At 58.0% G+C, this 23466-nt stretch carries 23 protein-coding genes; 12 read left to right on the top strand and 11 right to left on the bottom strand.

Translation table 11 applies throughout. The annotated features are described in order from the left end of the window. Window positions 1-7: 7 nt before the first annotated feature. Both fabB and fabA read right to left on the bottom strand, forming a co-directional pair. On the bottom strand, window positions 8-1231 hold the full coding sequence (gene fabB, locus ABVF61_RS28660; protein ID WP_353997024.1) for a beta-ketoacyl-ACP synthase I: 1224 nt from the start codon (window positions 1229-1231) through the stop codon (window positions 8-10). A gap of 126 nt (window positions 1232-1357) precedes the next feature. After that, on the bottom strand, window positions 1358-1864 hold the full coding sequence (gene fabA, locus ABVF61_RS28665; RefSeq protein WP_299477528.1) for a 3-hydroxyacyl-[acyl-carrier-protein] dehydratase FabA: 507 nt from the start codon (window positions 1862-1864) through the stop codon (window positions 1358-1360). Between the two features lie 339 nt (window positions 1865-2203). Here fabA and irrA point away from each other — a divergent pair, with 339 nt between their 5' ends. After that, window positions 2204-2635 (top strand): iron response transcriptional regulator IrrA, encoded by a 432-nt coding sequence (gene irrA / locus ABVF61_RS28670; protein WP_353997025.1) that lies wholly within the window; start codon window positions 2204-2206, stop codon window positions 2633-2635. Window positions 2636-2643: 8 nt separating this feature from the next. Here irrA and ABVF61_RS28675 read toward each other — a convergent pair whose 3' ends face one another. Beyond that, window positions 2644-3192: a GNAT family N-acetyltransferase gene (locus tag ABVF61_RS28675; protein ID WP_353997026.1), complete on the bottom strand. Its 549-nt coding sequence runs from the start codon at window positions 3190-3192 to the stop codon at window positions 2644-2646. Beyond that, complete coding sequence (gene nth / locus ABVF61_RS28680; RefSeq protein ID WP_353997027.1) at window positions 3189-4004, bottom strand: endonuclease III; 816 nt, start codon at window positions 4002-4004, stop codon at window positions 3189-3191. Before nth ends, ABVF61_RS28675 begins: the two co-directional genes overlap by 4 nt. 22 nt (window positions 4005-4026) lie before the next feature. On the opposite strand from nth, the gene ABVF61_RS28685 reads away from it, so the two are divergent. Then, the gene (locus tag ABVF61_RS28685) at window positions 4027-4548 is read left to right on the top strand and encodes a DUF2244 domain-containing protein (protein WP_353997028.1); all 522 of its coding nucleotides are present in this window, start codon (window positions 4027-4029) and stop codon (window positions 4546-4548) included. On the opposite strand, the gene ABVF61_RS28690 is transcribed toward ABVF61_RS28685, so the two are convergent. Together ABVF61_RS28690 and mutS are read right to left on the bottom strand one after the other, a co-directional pair. Further along, window positions 4545-5732, bottom strand: a complete 1188-nt coding sequence (locus ABVF61_RS28690) for an MFS transporter (protein ID WP_353997029.1) — start codon at window positions 5730-5732, stop codon at window positions 4545-4547. The two genes, ABVF61_RS28685 and ABVF61_RS28690, sit on opposite strands and share 4 nt — an antisense overlap. Before the next feature lie 84 nt (window positions 5733-5816). Next, a complete protein-coding gene (gene mutS, locus ABVF61_RS28695) occupies window positions 5817-8537 on the bottom strand; it encodes a DNA mismatch repair protein MutS (protein WP_353997030.1) in 2721 nt (906 codons plus the stop codon). A gap of 135 nt (window positions 8538-8672) precedes the next feature. On the opposite strand from mutS, the gene ABVF61_RS28700 reads away from it, so the two are divergent. Then, window positions 8673-10955, top strand: a complete 2283-nt coding sequence (locus ABVF61_RS28700) for an NADP-dependent malic enzyme (protein ID WP_353997031.1) — start codon at window positions 8673-8675, stop codon at window positions 10953-10955. A 158-nt stretch (window positions 10956-11113) separates the two neighbouring features. Then, window positions 11114-11401, top strand: a complete 288-nt coding sequence (locus ABVF61_RS28705) for a GIY-YIG nuclease family protein (protein WP_353997032.1) — start codon at window positions 11114-11116, stop codon at window positions 11399-11401. A gap of 252 nt (window positions 11402-11653) precedes the next feature. Here the strand turns inward: ABVF61_RS28705 and ABVF61_RS28710 are convergent, their stop codons facing one another. After that, on the bottom strand, window positions 11654-12460 hold the full coding sequence (locus ABVF61_RS28710) for an alpha/beta fold hydrolase (RefSeq protein ID WP_353997033.1): 807 nt from the start codon (window positions 12458-12460) through the stop codon (window positions 11654-11656). A 122-nt stretch (window positions 12461-12582) separates the two neighbouring features. Between ABVF61_RS28710 and ABVF61_RS28715 the strand changes: the two genes are divergently transcribed. Both ABVF61_RS28715 and trpB read left to right on the top strand, forming a co-directional pair. After that, entirely contained in the window at window positions 12583-13227 is a 645-nt protein-coding gene (locus ABVF61_RS28715) for a phosphoribosylanthranilate isomerase (RefSeq protein ID WP_353997034.1), read from the top strand. A 41-nt stretch (window positions 13228-13268) separates the two neighbouring features. Further along, the gene (gene trpB, locus ABVF61_RS28720; protein WP_353997335.1) at window positions 13269-14474 is read left to right on the top strand and encodes a tryptophan synthase subunit beta; all 1206 of its coding nucleotides are present in this window, start codon (window positions 13269-13271) and stop codon (window positions 14472-14474) included. 40 nt (window positions 14475-14514) lie between these two features. On the opposite strand, the gene ABVF61_RS28725 is transcribed toward trpB, so the two are convergent. Beyond that, window positions 14515-14751 carry a hypothetical protein gene (locus tag ABVF61_RS28725; protein ID WP_353997035.1) on the bottom strand — a complete coding sequence of 79 codons (237 nt, stop codon included), beginning with the start codon at window positions 14749-14751 and terminating at the stop codon, window positions 14515-14517. Window positions 14752-15013: 262 nt separating this feature from the next. On the opposite strand from ABVF61_RS28725, the gene ABVF61_RS28730 reads away from it, so the two are divergent. The 5 genes from ABVF61_RS28730 to ABVF61_RS28750 all read left to right on the top strand — a co-directional run bounded on the left by ABVF61_RS28730 (window position 15014) and on the right by ABVF61_RS28750 (window position 19991). Next, on the top strand, window positions 15014-15184 hold the full coding sequence (locus ABVF61_RS28730) for a hypothetical protein (RefSeq protein ID WP_353997036.1): 171 nt from the start codon (window positions 15014-15016) through the stop codon (window positions 15182-15184). Between the two features lie 155 nt (window positions 15185-15339). Next, window positions 15340-16173, top strand: a complete 834-nt coding sequence (gene trpA, locus ABVF61_RS28735; protein WP_353997037.1) for a tryptophan synthase subunit alpha — start codon at window positions 15340-15342, stop codon at window positions 16171-16173. 81 nt (window positions 16174-16254) lie between these two features. Next, window positions 16255-17229, top strand: a complete 975-nt coding sequence (gene accD, locus ABVF61_RS28740) for an acetyl-CoA carboxylase, carboxyltransferase subunit beta (protein WP_353997038.1) — start codon at window positions 16255-16257, stop codon at window positions 17227-17229. A 148-nt stretch (window positions 17230-17377) separates the two neighbouring features. Beyond that, window positions 17378-18694, top strand: coding sequence for a bifunctional folylpolyglutamate synthase/dihydrofolate synthase (locus ABVF61_RS28745; RefSeq protein ID WP_353997336.1), 1317 nt, complete (start codon window positions 17378-17380; stop codon window positions 18692-18694). Window positions 18695-18728: 34 nt separating this feature from the next. Then, complete coding sequence (locus tag ABVF61_RS28750; protein WP_353997039.1) at window positions 18729-19991, top strand: hypothetical protein; 1263 nt, start codon at window positions 18729-18731, stop codon at window positions 19989-19991. A 36-nt stretch (window positions 19992-20027) separates the two neighbouring features. Here the strand turns inward: ABVF61_RS28750 and ABVF61_RS28755 are convergent, their stop codons facing one another. From ABVF61_RS28755 to ABVF61_RS28765, 3 genes are all read right to left on the bottom strand, one after another. Then, window positions 20028-20291: a hypothetical protein gene (locus ABVF61_RS28755; protein ID WP_353997040.1), complete on the bottom strand. Its 264-nt coding sequence runs from the start codon at window positions 20289-20291 to the stop codon at window positions 20028-20030. Between the two features lie 645 nt (window positions 20292-20936). After that, the gene (locus ABVF61_RS28760; RefSeq protein ID WP_353997041.1) at window positions 20937-21854 is read right to left on the bottom strand and encodes a methylated-DNA--[protein]-cysteine S-methyltransferase; all 918 of its coding nucleotides are present in this window, start codon (window positions 21852-21854) and stop codon (window positions 20937-20939) included. Between the two features lie 83 nt (window positions 21855-21937). Further along, on the bottom strand, window positions 21938-22381 hold the full coding sequence (locus ABVF61_RS28765; RefSeq protein ID WP_353997042.1) for an Lrp/AsnC family transcriptional regulator: 444 nt from the start codon (window positions 22379-22381) through the stop codon (window positions 21938-21940). A 127-nt stretch (window positions 22382-22508) separates the two neighbouring features. Between ABVF61_RS28765 and rocF the strand changes: the two genes are divergently transcribed. Next, window positions 22509-23450 (top strand): arginase, encoded by a 942-nt coding sequence (rocF, locus tag ABVF61_RS28770; protein ID WP_353997043.1) that lies wholly within the window; start codon window positions 22509-22511, stop codon window positions 23448-23450. The last annotated feature ends 16 nt before the right edge of the window (window positions 23451-23466 follow it).

The following is a 23466-nucleotide window of genomic DNA, read 5'->3' on the forward strand; positions in this document are numbered from 1 at the left end:
GGTCTCCTCAGCCGTGGTAGCGCGACAGCGCGAGGGAGGCGTTGGTGCCACCGAAGCCGAAGCTGTTGGAAAGAACGGTGTCCAGGCCGGCATTGTCGACACGTTCGGTCACGATCTCGTCCTTGTTGAGAGCCGGATCGAGATCAGCAATGTTGGCGGATGCCGTCATGAAATCGTTCTGCAGCATAAGCAGGCAGTAGATTGCCTCCTGCACCCCGGTCGCACCGAGGCTGTGTCCTGTCAGCGACTTGGTCGAGGAGGCTGGCGGCTGATGCTCGCCAAACACGCGCCGGATCGCTTCGATCTCTCCGATATCACCGACCGGCGTCGAGGTGCCGTGGGTATTGATGTAGTTGACCTTGCGGTCCCCGAGCGTTTCGATGGCAAGCCGCATGCAGCGCTCGCCACCCTCACCGGAGGGAGCCACCATGTCGTAACCGTCTGAATTGGCCGCGTAACCCGTGACTTCGGCGTAGATTTTCGCGCCGCGCGCCTTGGCGTGCTCCAGTTCTTCCAGAACAACAACGCCGCCACCGCCTGCAATCACGAAGCCGTCGCGGGTTGCATCATAGGCGCGAGATGCGGTTTCCGGTGTGTCGTTGTATTTGGAGGACATGGCGCCCATGGCGTCGAACAGGCAGGAAAGGGTCCAGTCCAGTTCTTCACCGCCGCCGGCAAACATGACGTCCTGCTTTCCGAACTGGATCTGTTCGGTCGCAGCGCCGATGCAGTGTGCGGAGGTGGAGCAGGCGGAAGTGATGGAATAATTGATGCCCTTGATCTTGAAGGGCGTTGCCAGGCACGCGGAGTTTGTTGAGCTCATGCCGCGCGTCACCATGAAAGGACCCATTCGTTTCGGCGACCCTTTTTCGATGACGATTTTGTGGGCCTGGAACAGGTTCTTCGTCGACGGCCCGCCGGAGCCCATGATCAGGCCTGTGCGCGTATTCGAAACGTCGGCCTCTTCCAGACCACTGTCCGTAATCGCCTGCTGCATGGAGATGTAGTTGTAAGCGGCGCCATCTCCCATGAAACGAAGCTGGCGTTTGTCGATCAGCGACGGAATGTCGACATCCGGCATGCCGTGCACCTGGCTGCGAAAGCCGTGCTCTGCGTAGTCCGGTGCAAAACGGATACCGGACTTGCCTTCGCGAAGGCTAGCAAGCACTTCCTGGGCATTCGATCCGATAGATGAAACGATTCCGATACCGGTGACGACAACGCGTCTCATTGCGGTCTCCTAATTTTTCACGGCGCGAGCGGCTTTGGTCTCTTTGCCGGCCTCATGCCTTACATAATGCGCAAACCGGCGTTCCCCAAAAGAAACGCCGGTCGAATTCGATCGATGATGTGGGCCTCAGGTCTTCGCCAGGCCGACGCGCAAGTCCGTCGCCTTGTAGATCTGCTCACCATCGGCTTTCAGCCAGCCGTCGGCTATCCCCAGGACCAGGCGGCCTTTCATGATCCGTTTGAAGTCAACGCCATATTCCACGAGTTTCACGTCGGGCGTGACCATTCCCTTGAATTTGATTTCGCCGGTGGAAAGCGCCATGCCCTTTCCTTCCAGTCCGAGCCAGCCGAGAACGAAGCCGGTCAGCTGCCACAGAGCGTCCAGTCCAAGGCATCCGGGCATGACCGGATTGCCCTGAAAGTGGCACGGAAAGAACCATAGATCCGGTTTGATATCGAATTCCGCACGCGCGTAACCCTTGTCGAACTCTCCGCCTGTTTCGGAAAGTTCGGTTATCCGATCGAACATCAGCATTGGCGGGAGAGGCAGTTGGGCATTGCCCGGGCCAAAGAGCTCGCCGCGGCCGCAGGCGAGGAGATCTTCGTAATCGTAGCTGGAGCGGCGCTCGGTCATTCAGGATCCGTTTTCTTGCTTCCTACCCATGGTTCCTAGGTGGAACGGGTTTGATTTTTCGTCTTGTTTGCGGCGCCTTCCTAACACAGGGGAACCATGACCGAAAGATGTCGCATAAGCGAAATTTCAGCGTTTTTCGGGCCATTTGGCAAGTTTTGAGCGAAAGTTTCGCCCAAATATTACCGCCGACTTTGGTTGCGCCCGGCGGTTAAAACTTGCATCTTGGGCACAAGAAATGGCAGAACTAGGCAAATATTAGCTGAAACAGGTTCTTCATGAAGATGGTATAGGGATAAAACAGCCATCTGAAACAAGAGCTTAGATTTGGATCGAATTGGAATGACGACACACACTGCAATGGAAACAACCGGCAAGGATGTGACCGATATGCTGCGTTCCGCGGGTCTGCGGCCAACGCGCCAGCGCGTGTCTCTGGCAGAATTGCTCTATTCCAAGGGTGACCGTCACATTTCAGCGGAGCTTCTTCACGAAGAAGCGGTCGAGGCAGACGTTCCCGTCTCACTGGCGACTGTTTACAACACGCTGCACCAGTTCACCGAGGCAGGTTTGCTGCGTGAAGTCGCGATTGACGGCAACAAGACCTATTTCGACACCAACGTGTCCGATCATCACCATTTCTTCATCGAGGGCGAAAACCGCGTGATCGACATCCCGGGTGAGGGCGTCGGCATTGACCGGATCCCGCAGGCACCTGAGGGTATGGAAGTTGTTCGCGTCGATGTTGTCGTCCGCGTCCGTGAAAAGCGTTGATCCGAAGCTCAGCGGTTTGACTGGTCGCTTCTGTTGAAGTGAAACAGAAAATAGTCGGACATGTCGTCATACGTGGCGAGATATCTGCGCCCTTCAGCAACAAATCCCAATTTCAGCAGAAGCCTGGCTGATCGAGCATTCTCCAAATGCGTTATCGCGCAGAGCCGCTCGAGGTTCATATTCAGCCTCACGTAATCCAGAACCGCCTGCCCGGCTTCGATAGCATAGCCTTGGCCCCGGTTCTTCTCGCAAAAAGCGTAGCCAAGATCGGGATAATCGAGGTCATCGCGCACGACGAGACCACAGGCTCCGAGCGGCTCCCCTGTCTGCTTAAGCGCGACCAGCCAGAGACCGACCCCGTGTTTTTTAAAATGCGCGAGCGTTTTTTCCTCTATGTAGCCCGCAGCGTCCGCATCGGTTCGAATGCCCCGATCGGCAATGAAGCGATGATAGTCCGGCTCGTTCATCATCTGCCTGTAAAAGGCGGCATCTTCTTTTGTTGGCAGGCGGAAGGTCAGGCGTTCGCTCTCGGGAAAGGGTCCATCTGGAAGGTTCACGCGGCACTTTCCCTTTCGATCTGCGCTTTGGCGCGCAGGGCGATCTCCGGCACCGCGTCGAACTTCTCTTTCTCGGTGCTCTTGCAAAGATCGTAGATCACGCAACGTCGGCACTCCGGTTTGCGTGCTTTGCAGATATAGCGGCCATGCAGGATCAGCCAGTGGTGCGCGTGAAGGGAAAATTCCTTCGGAACCGCCTTTTCCATGGCCTTTTCAACGTCGAGCGGTGTTTTACCTGGGGCGATCCCGATTCTGTTCCCCAGCCTGAAAAGATGCGTATCGACCGCAATCGTCGGATGACCGAAGAAGATGTTCAGGACGACATTCGCGGTTTTGCGTCCAACCCCGGGGAGTTGCTCAAGCGCTTCCCTGTCTTCCGGAACGTCTCCGTTGTGATCGCGGATCAATTGTTCGGAGAGCAGGATAACGTTCTTGGCCTTGTTTTTGTAAAGCCCGATCGTCCGGATTTCGTCGCGCACCCGGTCCTCGCCGAGGCTGACCATCTTTTCCGGTGTGTCCGCGATCTGGAACAGGTTCTTCGTGGCCCGGTTGACGCCAACATCGGTTGCCTGAGCGGAAAGAACGACCGCCACCAGGAGGGTAAAGGCGTTGACATAGTCGAGTTCGCCCTCCGGTTCCGGATTGTCTGCGTGAAACCTCTGAAAAACGGCAAAGGCCTCGGCCTTGCTGTAGCGGGACCGTTTCAGAACCTTGCCGGGATTGTCCACGGAAGGCGTCGTTTTCCTGGTCTGCTTTTTCTTTGCGGACCGTTTTGGGGCTTTGCGTTTGGCTGAGCTCTTTGCTTGGGTCATGAACTCTCTATAATCAATCCTCATGAGCGAGAACAATCCGAAACCCGAGAATAGTTCCCGGGAAGACGAAATCGACCGGCCTTTTTTCACCGCGATCCTGACACCTCACAGATCGCTGGGCCCGAACGGTTTCATGATTCTGATGCTCTGTTTCGGCGCCGTCAGTTTCGTCGCCGGTGTTTTGTTCTGGAGCATTGGTGCCTGGCCCGTCTTCGGGTTCTTCGGGCTTGATATCGCCCTTCTCTGGCTTGCCTTCCGGATGAATTATCGCTCAGCGAAAACCCACGAAGAGGTTGTGGTTTCCCGCAATGAACTGATCATTCGCAAGGTCGGTCCGGGTAAACGCTTCCAGGAATTCAGGTTCAACCCTTTCTGGGTCCGGCTTTCGGTTGACCGCATCGAAGATGAAGGTGTCGTGAAAATCACGCTCACCAGCCGAGGTGAAAGCGTTGATCTAGGCAATTTCCTTAATCCCGACGACAGAACCAGCTTTGCCGGTGCAATCGCGAATGCCCTGGCCGTCGCAAAGTCAGGTAGCGCTTAGGCTTTGCTTTCTGTTGGCGCGGGCCTGACTTTCAGCGTTGCAATCAGCACCACCAATGCGGCAAATGAACTCAAGGCTGCAACGTAGAGCACCGTCTTGAAATCGGTCGCGCTTGCAATGAAACCCATCGAAACACTTCCGATCATACCACCGAGGAAAAGACTGTTCATATAAACCGCAGTTGCCCGGCCAGGCCGGTCCGGCGCAAAGCTCTGGACGAAGGTGATCGAAACCCCGGCAAAGAGACCGTAATAGGTACCCTCCAGAGCCGACACGGCGATGACCTGCCAGACGGTAGTGACCTCGGCGAACAGGAACATGCTGATCCCTGCAAAACTGGCCGAGACGAGCAGGACCTTGCGCAAGCCGATGACTTCCGCCAACCGTACGGAGCCGAAAATCACGAAGATTTCGACCAGGCATTTGACCGACAAAGACAGGCCGGGCGTATAGCCGGGCAATCCGGTTTCCTGCACGAAGAACAACGGCATCGCGGAGACGAAGAGCGAGTTGGTGATCACGAAACCCAGACAAATCGCTCCGGCAATCAGGAGGCCCCAATTGATTGGAGACGTGTCTTTGTTGCCAGACTTTTTGCGGGCCGACTTGAAACTGTGAGGAACGGCAACGTAGCCGAGGAGCAAATAAAGCACACCGATACCAAAGGCTGCGCTGAACGCAGTTACGAAGCCGAATTCGGTGACCAGCAGGAACGACACGGCGGGTCCGATCATCCAGGCAAGGGAAACCATCATGCGGAGCAAGGAATTGATTCGCACCACATCCAATTGGTTGCGTTCCGCATAAAGCCGGCAATAGGTGAATATGGTTCCCGTTCCCATATTGCTCAGTCCCATCAACGGCGCCACCATCAGAACCAGCATCAACAGGCTGGAGACCTGCGTCAGGAGCGCTGTCACGAGGATGAAGGCGCAGACGGAGATCAAGAGCAGGCGCTTCACCGGAAATCCGTGATCCAGCCGTTCGCCTGCCCAACGATTTGCTAGCAGCGTGAGCGGCATGACCAGCCCTGTATAAAGTCCGACCTGCCAGGGTTCGGATCCCAGGCCTTCGACGATGAAGAAACTCATCATCGGTATCAGCGCGGAAGTGCCCAGACTGTTGGTGAATTGCAGCAGCAGGATCAGTATTGCCTGCCGGGGCAATTGCGCAACGGAGTTCATGATCGGATTGAGCCGCGTTCGAAAGGCTTGGCGAGAACGATCAGACTAGTTCGGCTATCCGGCGAGGTCACGCAAAAAGCGTATTCACCCGTCTTTGCCGGCATTCAGTGATTTCAGCCGGTAAAGGGCTTCAAGCGCTTCTCTCGGGGTCATGTCATCGGGATCGATGCCTGTGAGTGCGTCGGAAACCGGGTCCGGTTCCGCGTCTTGAACGGCAACAGGAGGTGGCGATGCGACGATGTTGGCGAAGAGCGGCAGTTCGTCGATCAGGCTCTCCGCAGGCGATCGCCGATCCTGCTCTTCCAGCTGGCTGAGTACCTGTTTGGACCGCTCAACCACACTGGCAGGCAGGCCCGCGAGCTTCGCGACCTGAATTCCATAGGACCGGTCGGCGGCACCGGCGACGATTTCATGCAGGAAAATGACCTCACCATTCCATTCCTTGACACTTACGGTCGCATTCGACAACCGGTCGAGTTTCGCAGAAAGCGCAGTCAGCTCGTGATAATGCGTTGCGAACAGCGCCCGGGACTTGTTGACCTCGTGCAGATGCTCGATCGTTGCCCAGGCGATGGACAAACCGTCAAACGTTGCCGTCCCGCGTCCGATTTCATCGAGAATGACCAGCGACCGGTCGCCAGCCTGATTAAGAATTGCGGCCGTTTCGACCATTTCCACCATGAAGGTCGAGCGTCCCCGCGCCAGGTCGTCGGCGGCACCGACCCGCGAGAAGAGGCGGTCGACAACACCGATATGCGCTTCGGCGGCGGGCACGAACGATCCCATCTGGGCAAGGACCGCAATCAGGGCATTCTGGCGCAGGAAAGTCGACTTACCGGCCATGTTCGGACCGGTGATCAGCCAGATACGGCCTGTCTCTTCTGACGACTGCGGCCCCAGATCGGCGTCATTGGCAACGAAGCTGTCACCGCCGGACATCTTGAGAGCCCGCTCCACAACGGGGTGCCGTCCTCCCTTGATGTCAAATGCGCGGCTGTCGTCTACAAGAGGCCTAGAATAACTTTCTTCCTGAGCAAGTTTGGCAAGAGCGGCCGACACATCCAGGATCCCAAGGCCTTGCGCAGCGGCCTTGATGGCATCGCTGGCATCGATGATGGCCTGGGCCAGCGTGTCGAAAATCTCCATCTCAATCGACAGCGACCGCTCGCCGGCACTTGCAATCTTGGATTCCAGATCGGCCAGTTCCGTGGTGGTGAAGCGCATCGCACCAGCCATCGTTTGCCGGTGGATGAACCTGGCCGGGTCGGCGGTCAGTTTCTCAGTCTGGGCCGTCGGCGCTTCGATGAACCAGCCCAGTACGTTGTTATGCTTGATCTTGAGTGACCGCAGACCAAGCTCTTCGGAATAATCCGCCTGCAGTTTTGCGATCACCTTGCGGCTTTCATCCCGCAGTGACCTCAACTCATCAAGATCTGAATCGTATCCCGTTGCGACGAAGCCGCCGTCCCGCTTCAAGAGAGGCGGCTCTTCCTTGACCGCGGCAACGAGTTCTGCGCCAAGCTCATGCGGTGCCATTTCCAGGCTTGCGCGTGCCGCTGCGATTTCTGCCGGTATGTCTCCGCTTCCGGTCTGGTCAAGCACGGCTCTTGCAGCTGAAAGTCCTTGCGCGATCGCAAGAATGTCGCGCGGGCCACCCCGATTAAGTGCAATCCGGGAAAGCGCCCGCGCCATATCGGGCGCACCCTTCAAGGTCTGGCGCAATCCTTCCCGCATGATTTCGTTGGTGAGAAAAAACGCAACGGAGTCGTGCCGGTGCTGGATCGCATCGACATTCACAAGCGGCCCGGCCAGACGGCTTGCCAACAGGCGGGATCCGCCACCTGTAACAGTCCGGTCGATTGTGGCGAGCAACGACCCCTGCTTTTCGCCGGACAGCGTCCGCGCCAGTTCAAGATTGGCACGCGTTGCCGGATCGATCAGCATCCGCCCGGCGCCTGCTTCGCGCACCGGCGGGTCGAGCGGCGGGCGTTCCCCCAGCTGTGTCCGCTCGATATAGGAGAGGATCCCGGCAGCCGCGGACAGTTCCGCGCGGCTGAAGGTGCCGAAACCGTCCAGCGTTTTCACGCCGAAATAATGTGCCAGCCGGTCTGTCGCCGTGGAGCTGTCAAAAAACGCGCGCGGCACCGGTGACAGGGCACCGCCCGACTGTTCGGCAAGGAGACGCACTTCGCTTTCCTGCAACAGGCTATCGGCCAGGATCAGTTCTTTCGGGGACACTTGGGCCAGGTCGGCGGCGAGACGCTGCTGATCTGTCTCTGATACTTGAAACGATCCGGTGGACATGTCGATCCAGGCAAGACCGTACACCACGTCTCCGGTGAGTGAACCGCCGCGCAAGCGGGCCAGAGCCATCAGATAGTTGTTGGCGCCCGCATCCAGCAGGCGTTCTTCGGTCAGCGTCCCGGGCGTCACAAGCCTGACAACGTCCCGGCGGACAACAGACTTCGACCCGCGTTTCTTGGCTTCCGCCGGATCCTCAGTCTGTTCGCAGACGGATACCCGGTGTCCTTTGGCAATGAGCTTCTGCAGATAGTCGTCAGCGGCGTGTACCGGAACGCCGCACATTGGAATATCAGCGCCCTGATGTTTGCCGCGTTTCGTGAGCGTTATGCCGAGTGCCTGCGAGGCGATCTCGGCATCATCGAAAAACAGCTCATAGAAATCACCCATCCGATAGAACAGGAGGCTGTCCGGATTGGCGGTTTTGATCTCGATGAACTGGGCCATCATCGGCGTTACTTTTTGATCCGCCGAGGCCACCTTCTGCGCGCTCTGTCCACTCATGCCAAATACGTATCAAACCTCGCCCGCCATTCCACAAAAGGGTTATGCCATCCCGGCTTGAGGCTTCATTTTCCAGGGGATAAGGTCAGGGTCCCGCCTCGTTAAGAAGTGCGACCGAGAGGAAACGCCTGCGCCATGTCCACTGACAAGTCTTCGCCGAAAACAAGTATCAGCTTTACCGAACAGGAAGCGCTGCAATTTCACCAGCAGGGCCGTCCCGGCAAGCTGGAAGTCACGCCGACCAAACCGATGGCCACACAGCGCGACCTGTCGCTGGCCTATTCACCCGGCGTGGCGGTGCCGGTTCGCGCGATCGCGGAGGATCCGAGCCGCGCATACGACTATACGACCAAGGGCAATCTGGTCGCTGTCATCTCGAATGGGTCCGCCATCCTTGGCCTCGGAAATCTCGGCGCTTTGGCCTCCAAGCCGGTAATGGAAGGCAAGTCCGTTTTGTTCAAGCGCTTCGCGGATGTCGATTCGATCGACCTTGAGGTCGAAACGCAGGATGTCGAGGAATTCGTCAATTCGGTCCGCTATCTGGGTCCTTCCTTCGGCGGGATTAATCTTGAGGACATTAAGGCGCCCGATTGCTTCATCATCGAACAGCGCCTGCGCGAGCTGATGGACATTCCGGTCTTTCATGACGATCAGCACGGGACGGCCATCATTGCCGCCGCCGGGCTGTTCAACGCACTGCACCTGACCGGGCGGGACATGAAGACCACGAAAGTGGTCTGCAATGGTGCCGGAGCGGCGGGCATTGCCTGTATCGAACTCGTCAAGGCGATGGGCATTCCGCACGACAACATTACCCTGTGTGACACCAAGGGCGTGATCTATAAGGGACGCGCCGAGGGCATGAACCAGTGGAAATCTGCGCATGCCATCGAAACCTCCGACCGCTCGCTCTACGACGCGATGAAAGGGGCGGATGTCTTCTTCGGCGTGTCGGTAAAAGGTGCACTGACGCCGGACATGCTGCGTGTCATGGCGCCGAACCCGATTATTTTCGCCATGGCCAATCCGGACCCGGAGATCACACCGGAAGAAGCGGCGGCGGTCAGGGACGACGCCATCGTCGCAACCGGCCGGTCGGATTATCCGAACCAGGTCAACAACGTATTGGGGTTCCCGTATATCTTCCGAGGGGCTCTCGACGTCCACGCAACGACCATCAACGACGAAATGAAAGTCGCCTGCGCTCAGGCACTTGCCCAGCTTGCCCGCGAGGAAGTACCGGACGAGGTTGCGGCCGCCTATCGCGGTAACCGGCCGAAATTCGGCCCTGAATACATCATTCCGGTGCCTTTCGACCCGCGTCTCATTCACGCCATTCCGCCCGCTGTTGCCCAGGCCGCCATGGATTCAGGCGTTGCCAAACGGCCCATCGTCGACATGGAAGCCTACAAGCATCAGCTTTCTGCAAGGCGCGACCCGATCGCCGGAACGCTTCAACGCATCTTTACCAAGGTACGCCAGCAGCCGAAGCGCGTTGTCTTTGCCGAAGGGGAAGAGGAGCCGGTCATCCGTGCAGCTGCTGCATTCGTTGCGCAAGGCCTCGGCGAGGCAATTCTCATTGGCCGGGAGGACGAAATCCAATCCATGGCCGAACAAGCCGGCGTTGATATCGATCGCCCGGGCATTTCAATACAAAATGCGCGATTGTCGGACCGCAATACCGACTACGCGCAATATCTTTATGGCCGTCTGCAGCGCAAGGGTTACCTCCTCCGCGACTGTCAGCGCATGGTCAACAATGACCGGAACTACTGGGGCGCCATCATGATCGCGCGCGGAGATGCCGACGCCATGGTCACGGGCCTCACCCGGAACTATTCCGTCGCGCTCGATACCGTGAAGGCCACAATCGATCCAAAGCCGGGTCACCGGGTCATCGGCGTTTCGCTTGTGCTCGTGCGCGGCAGGACCGTTTTGATTGCCGATACGGCGGTCATTGACATGCCCAACTCCGAAGAACTGGCCGACATCGCCGAAGAGGCAGCGCACGTTGCCCGCAAGCTTGGCTATGAGCCGCGCGTTGCCATGCTGGCCTATTCCACGTTCGGTCATCCTCGCGGAGAGCGGTCTGAAAAGGTCATAGAAGCGGTGAAAATCCTGGATCGGCGCCGGGTGGATTTTGAATATGACGGCGACATGGCCGCTGACGTGGCGCTCAACATGGACCGAATGTCTGCCTATCCGTTCTGCCGCCTTTCGGGTCCTGCCAATGTTCTCGTCATGCCGGCGTTCCACTCCGCATCGATTTCCACCAAGATGCTTCAGGAACTCGGCGGCGCGACGGTCATCGGGCCGCTTCTGACCGGTTTCGACAAGTCGATCCAGATCCTGCCAATCGGCGCCAAAGACAGCGACATCGTCAACATGGCGGCAATCGCAGCATTCAACGTGTCCTAGGTTTCAGGACGACATTAGGTCTATGGGCACTCCGATCCCGGCTCAGCGCTGCGCTTGGCCGGGATGACGAAGGCTCTGACTGATTTCGTCATCCCGGACGACTGGAAGGAGATCCGGGATCGGAGTGCCACAGATGACCGTCTTGAACAGGAAAACCCTTGTCGGCCTGGGTCTACATTCTCGCCTCGCGACCCTATGAAACGCTCTATACCGGCGTCACCACGGATTTGAAGCGCCGGACATATGAACACCGTGAAGGCCTCGTTCCGGGCTTCACCGAAAAATACGGCATCAGGACACTGGTCTGGTACGAGAACCACTCCGAAATCGCAGCGGCGATCACCCGGGAAAAACAGATCAAACGCTGGCGGCGGCAATGGAAGTTCGAGTTGATCGAAAAGATGAATCCCGCGTGGGATGACCTTTATCTCACGTTGAATCAATGATGTTTCCATAAAGAGCGATCGCACTTTTTGGAAGCTGATGTGATTGGCTCAAATCGCAACGTGAATTTGCGTATCAAACTGTTGGCTCATGGGCCCTCCGATCCCGGCTCAGCGTTTCGCTTGGCCGGGATGACGAAGGCTGTGATTCATTCCGTCATCCCGGACGACTGAAAGGAGATCCGGGATCGGAGAGCCAGCGCCCTATTTTTCAAAAAAGAACGATCTCGTAGAACGAATAGCCACCCAACCGCATTACTCCTCTGCGATTGTCGTCAGGCCGTCCGGAAGAGGGGTTTCCGAGAACCAGGCACGCAGGCTGTCGGCGAAGAGTTCGGGCTCACGGGCAATCCAGCCGTGACCGTGGCCCGGGACCAGCCGTGCTGTGCAGTTCGGCATTTCGGATTGAAACGTCGAGAGCGATGAAAGGATTGCCGGGTGTTCGGTTTCACCGGCAAGAACGAGCGTGGGCGTCGTGACGCCGGCGAGATCCGCCGTGACATCAAAATTCAGCGCCAGCGAGCTGATTTTCCGCATCGTGCTTGAGGTCGCGATGGGCCTGCTTCCCTTGAAGCTCACAAGGCTCGCGTCCGCAACGCCAAGTGACCGCGCCATTTTTTCCCGGTTTCGCTTTGAATTCATCATCCAGGAAGACGCGTGCATCAACGCACGTATGAAAACAGAAACGCGAATTGGATCATGCTGGAAGCCGCTGAATACGGCGCTTTTCACCAGGTCCGGACGGCGGACCATAAGCCGGAAGCCGATATAGGACCCCATGGAAAGCCCCGCGAGATGCACGTGACCTTTGCCAAGATGGGATATAAGATCCGCCACCTCATCCGCCACAGCATCGAAGTCACGAACAGGAATCTGCCGCGAGTTTCCATGTCCTGGCAGATCCGGGCATACGCAATTAAAGTCAGGCAAAAGCTCCTGCGTTTTTCTCCAGATCCGCCCATCAAAACCGGCCGCGTGAAGAAAAACGATGGGTGCTTGTTCGCGCTCGCCGGACTGGCTGTAGTGAAGCATAAATGTCAGCTCTCGGTTGTTACTGCGCATGGCGGCACGGGCCCGAAACCAGTTTGATCCGGTTCGAGCCATCGCATAATGCGCTTACGCGAGGCAATAAGCCTGAAATCCCCTTTTGACAAACCGTTCGGCAGCGGCGATACCTCGATCCCATGTCTGATATTCAAGTCAAAATCTGCGGTCTGTCGACCGAGGAGACCATGGAAGCCGCGCTTGACGCAGGAGCGGACATGGTTGGCCTGATGTTTTTCCCCAAAAGCCCGCGGCACGTTTCGTTGAGCAAGGCCTGCAAGCTGGCCGACATGGCACGTGGCAAGGCGGAAATTGTTGCGGTCACTGTGAACATGGATCCGGACGGATTGTCGCGGATCCGGGAACTTGTCGAACCCGACATCATCCAGTTTCACGGCTCGGAAGCCCCGGAAGCCCTTGCTGCGGCGAAGGTTATGCAGGGAACCAAGGTCATGAAGGCCCTTTCGATTGAGGAACCGGAGGATCTGGAACGCGCGGAATTCTACTCTATTGTTGCGGATTGGATTCTGTTTGACGCTAAACCGCCAAAGGATTCGGAGCTACCCGGCGGAAATGGGGTCTCCTACGATTGGACATTGCTGAAGGACCTGGAGCTCAAGAAGCCTTTCCTCTTGTCGGGTGGTCTTGATCCGGCAAATGTAGGCGAGGCAATCCGGCAGAGCGGCGTATCCGCGGTTGACGTATCGTCTGGCGTTGAGCGTGAGAAAGGCGTCAAGGACAGCGACTTAATTCGCGCTTTTGTGGCGGCGGCCAAAAGCGCCTGATTTCCGGACGATCCGGTGTAAGGAGTAAACGCGTGAACGATATGGCCAACAGCATCCGGACGGGTCCGGACGATCGTGGACACTTCGGGATTTTCGGCGGCCGTTATGTCGCCGAGACCCTGATGCCGCTGATCCTGGATCTCGAGCAGCAATACAAGGATGCCAAGAACGATCCGGCGTTCCACGCCGAGATCGAAACCCTGAACAAGCACTACACCGGTCGGCCCTCACCGCTTTATTTTGCGGAACGGCTGACGGAAGAGCTGGGCGGCGCAAAGATCTATTTCAAGCGCGACGAGCTGAACCACACGGGTTCACACAAGATCAACAACTGCCTTGGCCAGATTCTGCTTGCCAAGCGGATGGGCAAAACCCGTATCATTGCGGAGACAGGCGCTGGGCAGCACGGCGTGGCAACGGCAACGGTGTGCGCGCGGTTCGGCCTGCCATGCGTTGTTTACATGGGCGCAACCGACGTCGAGCGTCAAAAGCCGAACGTGTTCCGCATGAAACTGCTTGGCGCCGAGATTGTTCCGGTAACAGCCGGTGCCGGCACCCTGAAAGACGCCATGAACGAAGCGCTTCGCGACTGGGTCACCAATGTCGAGGATACCTACTACCTGATCGGAACTGCTGCCGGCCCGCATCCTTATCCGGAAATGGTGCGTGACTTCCAATCGGTGATCGGCAAGGAATTGCGGGAGCAGATGCTGGAAGCTGAGGGCCGTCTGCCCGACGCGCTTGTCGCGGCCGTCGGCGGCGGATCCAATGCAATCGGTCTGTTTCACCCGTTTCTCGATGACAAGGACGTCAAGATCTACGGGGTCGAAGCGGGCGGCCGCGGTCTTGTTGGCGAGGAACACTGCGCGTCTCTGACGGCCGGAAAGCCCGGCGTCCTGCACGGCAACCGAACCTATCTCCTTCAGGATGACGATGGTCAGATCTTCGAAGGTCATTCCATCTCGGCAGGCCTGGACTATCCGGGCATTGGTCCGGAACATTCCTGGCTGAAGGAGATTGGACGGGTCGAATATGTCCCGATCATGGATAAAGAAGCGCTGGATGCGTTCCAGCTTCTGACCCGTGTCGAAGGGATCATTCCGGCGCTGGAACCTGCTCACGCTTTGGCGCAGGTGGTCAAACTGGCCCCGCAGATGGACAAGGACCAGATCCTTGTCATGAACCTGTGCGGGCGGGGCGACAAGGATGTGTTCGCAGTCGGGCAGATGCTCGGTTTCGAAATGTAACCCTGATCTGCACCGGACCAGAGATTTTCAAAGCCGCGCGTCAGGAACGCGCGGCTTTGTTTTTGATGGGTTTGGAAGTGAGCACTGCTTCCAGGAGCTCTAGCCTGCCGCGCGCATCGAGCTTTGTGGATTGTTGCAGCAGAGCCGGGTCCGTCTGAACCGCCGTACTTTCGTCATTGGAAGAGTCTTGATTTCCTCCGACGCTGAACGCCTTGACCCGTTGCCAGATCAGTTCCCGTAGCGGAGTGGGAGCAGGCTCGAAAAGCGAGTGGGCCATTTTCAGCTCCTTATCTTGTTAATTTCATCTGGGCCAAGATAAGTGCACTTTGTGCGCATTTGAACCTGCTTTTTCCGCAGATCAGTTAAGCCAGCTATGCATTCTTGTGAGCCTATCGGGTGGAATTCCGGATGGGAGCCATTCGAAATTGGGAGTGCTGCATTGCAATCATATGTGTTGTGTGCAGTGCAGCAATGATTATGTTCACGCAAGGACATGAACAGTGAAACACCGCTGCTCGGCCAAGACGAAAGGAAACGAAATGAACTTCGATCTTTTGACTGGTTTTGTCCGCGACATCCGCTCTGCTCGCCGCGCAGCGAACGAGTTTGAACGCCTGAACCGGATGAACTCAACCGAACTTGCACAGCTTGGCCTCGACCGCACCGAGATCTCCAGCTACGCATTCAACAAGCACTTCAATAAGCGCTGAGCAAAAAACCGGGCACCTGCACAGGGTTTCGTTCGGACTTAAGCTTATTGCCCAATTGCCATGTTCTTGATTGACATGGGCTTGCCCGCTCCCCTACACCGCTCTGAGATTGAAATGAGCAAACGGGCCGCATGAGAGCGGCAGGGGAACGTTGCATGACGGAAACGCGTATAGATCGCCGCTTCAAGGCTTGTGCCGAGGCGGGCCGGCCGGCCCTGGTTACCTTTGTAACGGCAGGCGATCCCGATCTTGAAACCTCCCAGGCGGTCCTCAACGCATTGCCGGCAGCCGGAGCCGACGTCATTGAGCTCGGCATGCCCTTTTCAGACCCGATGGCGGAAGGCGTTCCGATCCAGCTTGGCAACCAGCGGGCTCTCGCAGCCGGTCAGACCATGGACAAGACGCTGGACATGGTGCGCAGCTTCCGCGAGCAGGACAATGACACGCCCATTATCCTCATGGGCTACTACAATCCCATCTATGTCCGTGATCCGAAGAAATTCGTCCACGTCGCCAAGGAAGCCGGCGTCGACGGGTTTATCATCGTGGATATACCGGCTGAAGCCGATGATGAACTGTGTATTCCGGCACTCGAGGCCGGTCTGAATTTCATCCGTCTCGCAACGCCTACGACTGACGACAAACGCCTGCCGGCCGTTCTGGCCAACACATCCGGTTTCGTCTATTACGTTTCGGTCACCGGCATAACCGGCGCGAACATTGCAGACACAGGCCGGGTGACCGCTGCCGTCAACCGCATCAAGGGACACACCGAACTTCCCGTCGCTGTCGGATTTGGCGTCAAGACCGCGGACCAGGCAGCGGTCATTGGCAAGGACGCGGATGGTGTTGTCGTTGGATCGGTCCTCGTCAACGCAATTCGTGACAGCCTCGACGAGGCGGGCAAGGCCACGGAAGGCACCGTTCAGGCTGTTGTCGATGTCGTCGCCGATCTGGCTGCGGGCTGCAAGCGCGCCCGCGCAAATTGATTGGGCCGGTCAAATTGAAGGATTTCAGGCGGACACCATATCTTCGCCTAGTCATTACTCGAGTAAGCGGACGCGTCTGACGTGAACTGGATCAACTCTATCGTACGCCCCAAGATTCGCGACCTTTGGAAAAAGCGCGAAGTTCCGGAAAATCTCTGGATCAAGGACCCTGAAACCGGGGAAATGGTGTTTCACCGGGATCTGGAAGCCAATCTCTGGGTCGTGCCGAATTCCGGCCATCACATGCGCATGCCAGCCCGCAAGCGAGTCGAAGCCTTTTTCGACGATGGCGACTACACGGACGTCAAAACCCCGGACGTTCAGGCGGATCCTCACAAGTTCCGCGATTCCAAGCGTTATACAGACAGGCTGAAAGAGGCCAGATCCAAGTCCGGTGAGGACGAGGCCGTGATCGTGGCCCAGGGCAAGGTCAACGGTATGGACATGACCATAGCCGTCCAAAACTTTGAGTTCATCGCCGGTTCACTGGGCATGGCGGCGGGTGAAGCTATTCTTGCGGGCATGATGAGGGCCGTTGAAGACGGTACACCATTCGTGATGTTCGTGGCCTCGGGCGGTGCGCGCATGCAGGAGGGCATCCTCTCGCTCATGCAGATGCCGCGCACGACAGTGGGTGTGCAGATGCTTCGCGAGGCAGGCCTTCCTTACGTCGTGGTTCTGACCAATCCGACGACCGGAGGCGTCTCCGCCTCCTACGCCATGCTGGGTGACGTTCATATCGCCGAACCGGGTGCGCAGATAGGGTTCGCCGGGCGGCGGGTCATCGAGCAGACTGTGCGGGAAAAACTGCCGGAAGACTTTCAGACCGCCGAGTACCTGCTGGATCATGGCATGATCGATATGGTGGTCTCGCGTCAGGAGCTGAAGGAAACGATTGCGCGCATATGCGGTATCCTGATGAAGCGGGAAGTCGAACTGCCAAAGCTTGAGGCCCCGGAACCCGAAGAGCCTGCTGAAGAGCCCGCTGCAGAGGAAGCAGCGGAAGAGACCCCGGCGGAAGACAAGGACGCGCGGGAAACCGAACCAGCCAGCTGACATGTCGGATTGGAGTGCCGAATTTCCCTGATAGTGTCGCGAAAGCGGCATATTCCGACAAAACGAACGGGTCCGCTTGTCAAGCCGACAACCATCCCCTAAAGGCCGTAAAGAGCAAAACCGGATATAGGACCCTTCGGAGGGCACCCTGGATCAGATAACCAAAATCCTGGATAGGCTGCTTGCGCTGCACCCGAAGGAGATCGACCTCTCACTCGGACGGATGCATCGCTTGCTGGATGCGCTCGGCAATCCGGAGCACAAGCTTCCGCCGGTGATCCATGTGGCGGGCACCAACGGAAAAGGCTCGGTCACGGCCACGATGCGCGCGATCCTGGAAGCCGCCGGAAAGCGTTGCCACGTCTATACATCGCCGCATCTCGTCTCGTTCAACGAACGTATCCGGCTCGGCACGGACGGCGCCTTCGTTTCCGATCCCGTTCTCTACGACGCTCTTCATCGGTGTGAAGAAGCCAATGACGGTGAAGAAATCACCTTCTTTGAAATCACGACCGCAGCTGCCTTCCTGATCTTTTCCGAACATCCCGCCGACGTTCTCCTCTTGGAAGTCGGGCTTGGAGGCCGTCTCGACGCGACCAATGTCGTTGAAGACCCGATCGCCACGGTAATCACGCCGGTTTCGATGGATCACGAGAAGTTTCTGGGGGACGACATAGGCGCGATCGCTCAGGAAAAAGCCGGAATTATCAAAGCTGGCATACCGGTCATCTCTGCCGCTCAGCCCGAAGATGCCCTTCCGCCGATTATTCGACGGGCGGCGCGGCTTCGTTCCCCGCTTAAGATCCTGGGTCAAGATTTCGTGGCGCAATCTGATCAGGGCCGCATGGCCTTCCAGGACGATGACGGGCTTCTCGATTTGCCGCTGCCGGTTCTGGGCGGTGGACATCAGTTCGACAATGCAGGTCTTGCGGTTGCAACGCTGAAGGCTGCAGGGTTGCTGCCGGATGAAAACACGATCGCGCAGGGCTTGAGGTCCGTCAATTGGCCGGGGCGCTTGCAGCCGATCATGCATGGCCCTTTGCTGGATCTTTGCCCGCAAGGCGCTGAGGTGTGGGTCGACGGCGGCCATAATCCGGGCGCCGGGGTTTCTGTTGCCCAGTTCATGGGCGAGCAGGAGGAACGGTCCCCGCGCCCGCTTTATGTCGTGGCCGGAATGCTGACGACCAAGGATCCCGTCGGCTTCTTTCGGCCGTTCCATGGTCTGGTCCGTCACGTTGGCACCGTTCCGATATCCTCGACAACGACCGCCAGGTCCCCGGAGGAGCTTGCAGACCTTGCACGTTGCGCAGGTTTGGAAGCAACGCCCTTTCAATCACTGGACGCCGCGCTCGCGGATGTGGCAGCTTGTTCTGAAAAGGATGGTGAACCGCCTCGGATCCTGATCTGCGGTTCGCTTTATCTCGCGGGCGAAGCCCTGGCACGGAATGGATCTGCTCCGGATTGACATCCTGCCGGGACCCCAAAAGGAGACCTGTTGGATGCACGTGTTCCCTAAATCCAGTGCTGTAGTTGCCGGTGTCATGCTGGGCGTCGCCCTCGGCATTCAGCCGGCGATGGCCCTTTCAGAACAGTACGAAACACCCCCGGAGCAGGATCCTGCCGTCGTGCTGGAGGGAAAGGAAAACGGTCCGGGCTACGCCGTCCTGTCTCCGGTTCGAAGCGACGGTTTTCTGCGGATCTATCAGTTGCAGACGGAAGAAGGTGTTGAACAGATTGAGGGGGACGGGCTTCTCAAGCTCCGTCTGGCGGAAATCAGGGTTCTGGTTGCGCTGGAGAGCCTGAAGAACGACGCCAGTTTTCTGGACGGGCTCAAGGAAGCTGCCAAGAAACCAGTTGATTTCGTCGAAAGCACCGTGACCGATCCGGTCGGAACCGCCAAGAGCACCGTGTCGGGCGTCGGGCGCATGTTCGGCCGGTTGACCAAGGGCGTTGAGGAAGCGGTATCGGGAAAAGGCGGCTCGCCGGCGGATCTCGCCAAGGCCATCACAGGACAGGCACGGGCCGAGCGCGAGCTCGCCGTGGAACTTGGGGTCGATCCCTATACCTTCTATGCGCCCTTATCTGAAAAACTGAACGAAACAGCGAGCGTGACAACGGCGGGAAGCTGGACCGTCACGGCAATCACCGCCCTGTTGCCGGGTGGCATGATCGTTTCTGCCGCGCGTCAGGCGGACAATTTCCGGACCGTGATCGTCGACAGCACACCGGCTGAACTGGAAGAACGCACCGCCACGGCTTTTCGCAATGCAGGTGTTTCGGAGCAGACAATTTCAAGAGTTGCCGCGAACCCGTTCTATACGGCGTCGGAGAAGGTCATCATGGCCTATCAGCTCCAGGCGATGCCGAGCGTTCAGGACCTCGACCTTATCGCAGCCAAGGCAGCAGATGCTGAAAGCAGGGACATAGCCTATTTCCAGCTGCGCCGCATTGTCCTTCTGGAAACCTACAATCGGACAATTTCCGGCCTGGGACAGGTCCGGGATGTAAACGGCATTCCGGTCGCGATCAGACGCGACGGACTGGCAGCCGTTGTCCTGCCGCTCGACATGGTCGCCTGGACGCAGACCGTGGCCCGCACCTTCTCGTCAATCCACGAGGGCATGGCCGGGTTGCCGTTCCCGCCCTCGGGCGTCGATTTCCTGATCACGGGTGATCTTACACCGCTCGCCGCCGAACGCATCGCATCCTTCGGCTGGGAAATCACCGGAAACTATCCGATGCCGAAAGGGCCGGTTCACTAGGTTGAATGCTGCGCAAGCCCAACACACTCTGCAGGTTCATCCTTTCGGCGGCCAGGGTTTGTCTATCGCACTCTCCCACAGACCATTGAATTCCTCCTCGGTAATCGAGATCAGGGGAGCCTCGTTTGCGTACTTGAGAAACGGCCCGTGGACGAGAGATCTGTGTTCCGGGGGCCGGAAGTCAGAACCTTCTCGCTCGGCGAGCTTGACGCTGTTTCTGACGGCCCGGCCATCAGAATAAAGGTCTACAATACGCGAGACGAAGTCTGTTTCCTGAACGACTTCGTAGTTCGTACTCACGGGATTGTTGCCTGGTGAATCTTCGTTTGGCCAAGTGTATCGGAAATACAATAATGTTTTCATCACTGCTTCGCAGAGCTTGCGGAAGGGACGGACACTCTAGCGTAAATTTCAAGAGGACAATGCTGGGATTTTTCACTGGTTCGAAGCGTCGCCGCTTTTGTGAGAGGAGGGCTTGATTAAATGCTCAAACCCTCATCCTGAGGAAGCGCGTTAGCGCTGTCTCGAAGGATGGGCGTTAAGAACACAATACGCGGCCCATCCTTCGAGGCTTCGCTGCGCTTTGCACCTCAGGATGAAGGGAGCAATAAACTCCCAGTATGCTAGTCGGCCCAATAGTCTTGTCATCCCTGCGCAGGCAGGGATCCAGTCATCGCAGGCCTCGGGTACTGGGTCCCGGTCTTGGCTAACGCCAAACCGGGACGACAATCGAAGGATTTGTTTGAGCTTGGCATTGCTTCTGATGGTTCCATCGTTTTGAAGCTAACCTTGATCGCGTCATCCCGGCCAAGCGAAGCGCGCGACGGGATCGGTGCGCCGATTAAGCCGTTACTTGGACGAATTGACGCCACGGCCCTGGATCTTCGCCGTGTTACGTCCAGGGATGACGAAATGAACGAACGGGGAATTGGTGGCCCCGCTCGCCTAAACACACTCCAGAACCGGCCCTGCAAGCCCGGTTTCCCAGCCGAGAATCGCGCGTTTGCGGGTGAGGCCCCAGTGATAGCCGCCGATCTTGCCGCCCTTGGCCAAAACCCTGTGGCATGGAACGACGAAGGAGATCGGATTGCGGCCAACGGCGGATCCAACGGCTCGTGAGGCCTTCGGTTTGCTGATCGACGCGGCAACGTCGGAATAGGTCGTCGCCTGGCCCATGGGGATTTTCAAAAGGGTCTGCCACACTCTGATTTCGAAATCCGTTCCGATCATGACGACATTGAGCGGCTGGTCTTCCTGCCACCTGGCGGGGTCGAAGACACGCTTCGCATATGAGGCGGTGGCATCCTGGTCGTGACCGTAGACGGCTGACGGCCAGCGCTCGCACATATCGGTCAATGCGGATTGTTCTTCCCCCGGATCGGCGAAACCGAGACCGGCCAGACCCTTGTCGGTGGCCATGATCAGGACCTGCCCGAACGGCGAGGGATGGAAGCCATAGGCGATTTGCAGGCCTTCACCGCGGGCGCGGTAGTCGCCGGGTGTCATGGCCTCATGGGTCACGAACAGATCATGCAGACGGGAAGAGCCGGACAGGCCGACCTCGTACGACGCGTCAAGGACGCTTGCGGAATCGCGCAGGAGCGCCTTGGCATGATCCAGTGTGATGGCCTGAAGGAACTGCTTGGGGGTCAGGCCCGCCCAGCGCGAGAAGACACGCTGCAGCTGGATCGGTTGCAGATCCGCTTCCTTTGCGAGCTGCTCGAGCGTCGGTTGCTCGCGCCAGTCATTGGTGATCCGCTTGAGGGTCTGGCGGACGACTGCATAGTTTTCTGCGGCCTCTTCGCCGACCGAAATCGGTTCCGGTTTCGGCGCGAGGCTGGAAAGATCGATTGCCTTGGTCATGTCGAACTCATCGCTTGTTCGGTTTCGATCTTACTTTAGGAAGCGTTCGGCGAAAGAGCGACCCGTTTTGCGAGGGGCAGGATCTAACGGTTGGGCATGACCGCCGGACCTTTTCGCGTGTTGAGCAGCAGATTGGTCTCCGACCCGGTGATGCCTTCGATCAGCCGAATGCGATTGAGTGCATCGTCGAAGGCGGCAAGGTCCCGTGTCGCGACATCGAGAACCAGATCCCATTTGCCGTTGGTCGAATGAATCGCGCGGACTTCCGTCATGGCTCCCAGGGCGCGGATCACCGGGTCCGTATTGTGTCCGTCGACCACAAGCAATGTCACGGCACGGATCGGCAGGTCGCGCCAGTCATCACGCAGTACGGCGGTGTATCCGAGGATTTCGCCCGCTGCCTGAAGCTTTTCCATGCGGGAGCGGACTGTCGCGCGGGACACCTTCAGATCGCTTGCCAGATCGGACACCGAACGGCGGCCATCGTTACGAAGTAGCGAGATGAGTCGAAGATCCAGATCGTCCATTTTATCATTTTGAGTAGTTTTGTTTACCAGATCGATAAATCAGACTGCTCATTTGATCAAGTCATGGGATTTACTCCGCCGCGTGTATTGCCCAGATTTGCCGGATCGAGGGCAGATAGAGCGAACCGTGAACGTTGCCAGCAAAAAAATCGCGCTTGTCGGCGCACCCGTTGATGACGGAGCGGGCCAGAAGGGCTGTCTGATGGGACCCGATGCCTTTCGCACGGCAGGTCTTCTGGAGCAGCTGAAAGCGCTGGGCCACGATGTTTTGGACCATGGCAATCTTCAACGGGCCGACGTCGGCGCGCTACAGGCGCCAAACCCCGTTTTGAAGAACTTCCGCTCTTACGCCGGGTGGACGCGCGCGCTTCACGCCAAATCCCATGAACTCGGGCTGCAGTCCGTTGTTCCGATATACCTTGGCGGCGACCACGCGATGGCGGCGGGTACCGTCTCCGGTCACGCGCGCGCTGCAGCGGAACGCGGCCGCCCTCTTTTTGTTCTGTGGCTTGACGCGCACTCCGACTTCCATACGTTCGACAGCACCGACAGTGGCAATCTCCATGGCACGCCACTGGCCTTTGCCTGCGGCCTGCCTGGGTTCGACGGGTTGCTTGGCGAACCGCTGCAACACCCGCTTAGTCCGGAAAATGTCGAGATCCTTGGCGTCCGCTCCATCGATACCGCAGAGCGCGAAATGCTGCTCAGCCAGGGCGTTGGTGTCAGCGACATGCGCCGGATCGACGAAGAGGGTATCGGATCGCTTCTAAATCCGTTTCTCGACCGGGTGAAAGCCGAAAACGGCCTGCTGCACGTCAGCCTCGACGTCGATTTCCTTGACCCGGAAATCGCACCTGCGGTCGGAACCACCGTGCCGGGCGGGGCGACTTTCCGCGAAGCCCACCTGGTGATGGAAATGCTGCATGACAGCGGTCTGGTGACGTCGCTCGACCTTGTCGAACTGAATCCGTTTCTCGATGACCGCGGAAAAACCGCCCGCCTGATGGTCGACCTGACAGGCAGCCTGTTCGGGCGCCGCGTCTTCGACCGTCCGACTCGAAGCTTCTAGAGCATCCTGCGTTCAA

Origin of the sequence: Roseibium sp. HPY-6 (assembly GCF_040530035.1) — a bacterium.
Lineage (GTDB): Bacteria > Pseudomonadota > Alphaproteobacteria > Rhizobiales > Stappiaceae > Roseibium.

Excerpts from the sequence above, each read along its gene's own strand:
- fabB (WP_353997024.1), bottom strand. The coding sequence starts at position 1,231 with ATGAGACGCGTTGTCGTCACCGGTATCGGAATCGTTTCATCTATCGGA.
- fabA (WP_299477528.1), bottom strand. The coding sequence starts at position 1,864 with ATGACCGAGCGCCGCTCCAGCTACGATTACGAAGATCTCCTCGCCTGC.
- irrA (WP_353997025.1), top strand. The coding sequence starts at position 2,204 with ATGACGACACACACTGCAATGGAAACAACCGGCAAGGATGTGACCGAT.
- nth (WP_353997027.1), bottom strand. The coding sequence starts at position 4,004 with ATGACCCAAGCAAAGAGCTCAGCCAAACGCAAAGCCCCAAAACGGTCC.
- ABVF61_RS28685 (WP_353997028.1), top strand. The coding sequence starts at position 4,027 with ATGAGCGAGAACAATCCGAAACCCGAGAATAGTTCCCGGGAAGACGAA.
- ABVF61_RS28690 (WP_353997029.1), bottom strand. The coding sequence starts at position 5,732 with ATGAACTCCGTTGCGCAATTGCCCCGGCAGGCAATACTGATCCTGCTG.
- mutS (WP_353997030.1), bottom strand. The coding sequence starts at position 8,537 with ATGAGTGGACAGAGCGCGCAGAAGGTGGCCTCGGCGGATCAAAAAGTA.
- ABVF61_RS28700 (WP_353997031.1), top strand. The coding sequence starts at position 8,673 with ATGTCCACTGACAAGTCTTCGCCGAAAACAAGTATCAGCTTTACCGAA.
- ABVF61_RS28710 (WP_353997033.1), bottom strand. The coding sequence starts at position 12,460 with ATGCGCAGTAACAACCGAGAGCTGACATTTATGCTTCACTACAGCCAG.
- ABVF61_RS28715 (WP_353997034.1), top strand. The coding sequence starts at position 12,583 with ATGTCTGATATTCAAGTCAAAATCTGCGGTCTGTCGACCGAGGAGACC.
- trpB (WP_353997335.1), top strand. The coding sequence starts at position 13,269 with ATGGCCAACAGCATCCGGACGGGTCCGGACGATCGTGGACACTTCGGG.
- ABVF61_RS28725 (WP_353997035.1), bottom strand. The coding sequence starts at position 14,751 with ATGGCCCACTCGCTTTTCGAGCCTGCTCCCACTCCGCTACGGGAACTG.
- ABVF61_RS28730 (WP_353997036.1), top strand. The coding sequence starts at position 15,014 with ATGAACTTCGATCTTTTGACTGGTTTTGTCCGCGACATCCGCTCTGCT.
- trpA (WP_353997037.1), top strand. The coding sequence starts at position 15,340 with ATGACGGAAACGCGTATAGATCGCCGCTTCAAGGCTTGTGCCGAGGCG.
- ABVF61_RS28750 (WP_353997039.1), top strand. The coding sequence starts at position 18,729 with ATGCACGTGTTCCCTAAATCCAGTGCTGTAGTTGCCGGTGTCATGCTG.
- ABVF61_RS28760 (WP_353997041.1), bottom strand. The coding sequence starts at position 21,854 with ATGACCAAGGCAATCGATCTTTCCAGCCTCGCGCCGAAACCGGAACCG.
- ABVF61_RS28765 (WP_353997042.1), bottom strand. The coding sequence starts at position 22,381 with ATGGACGATCTGGATCTTCGACTCATCTCGCTACTTCGTAACGATGGC.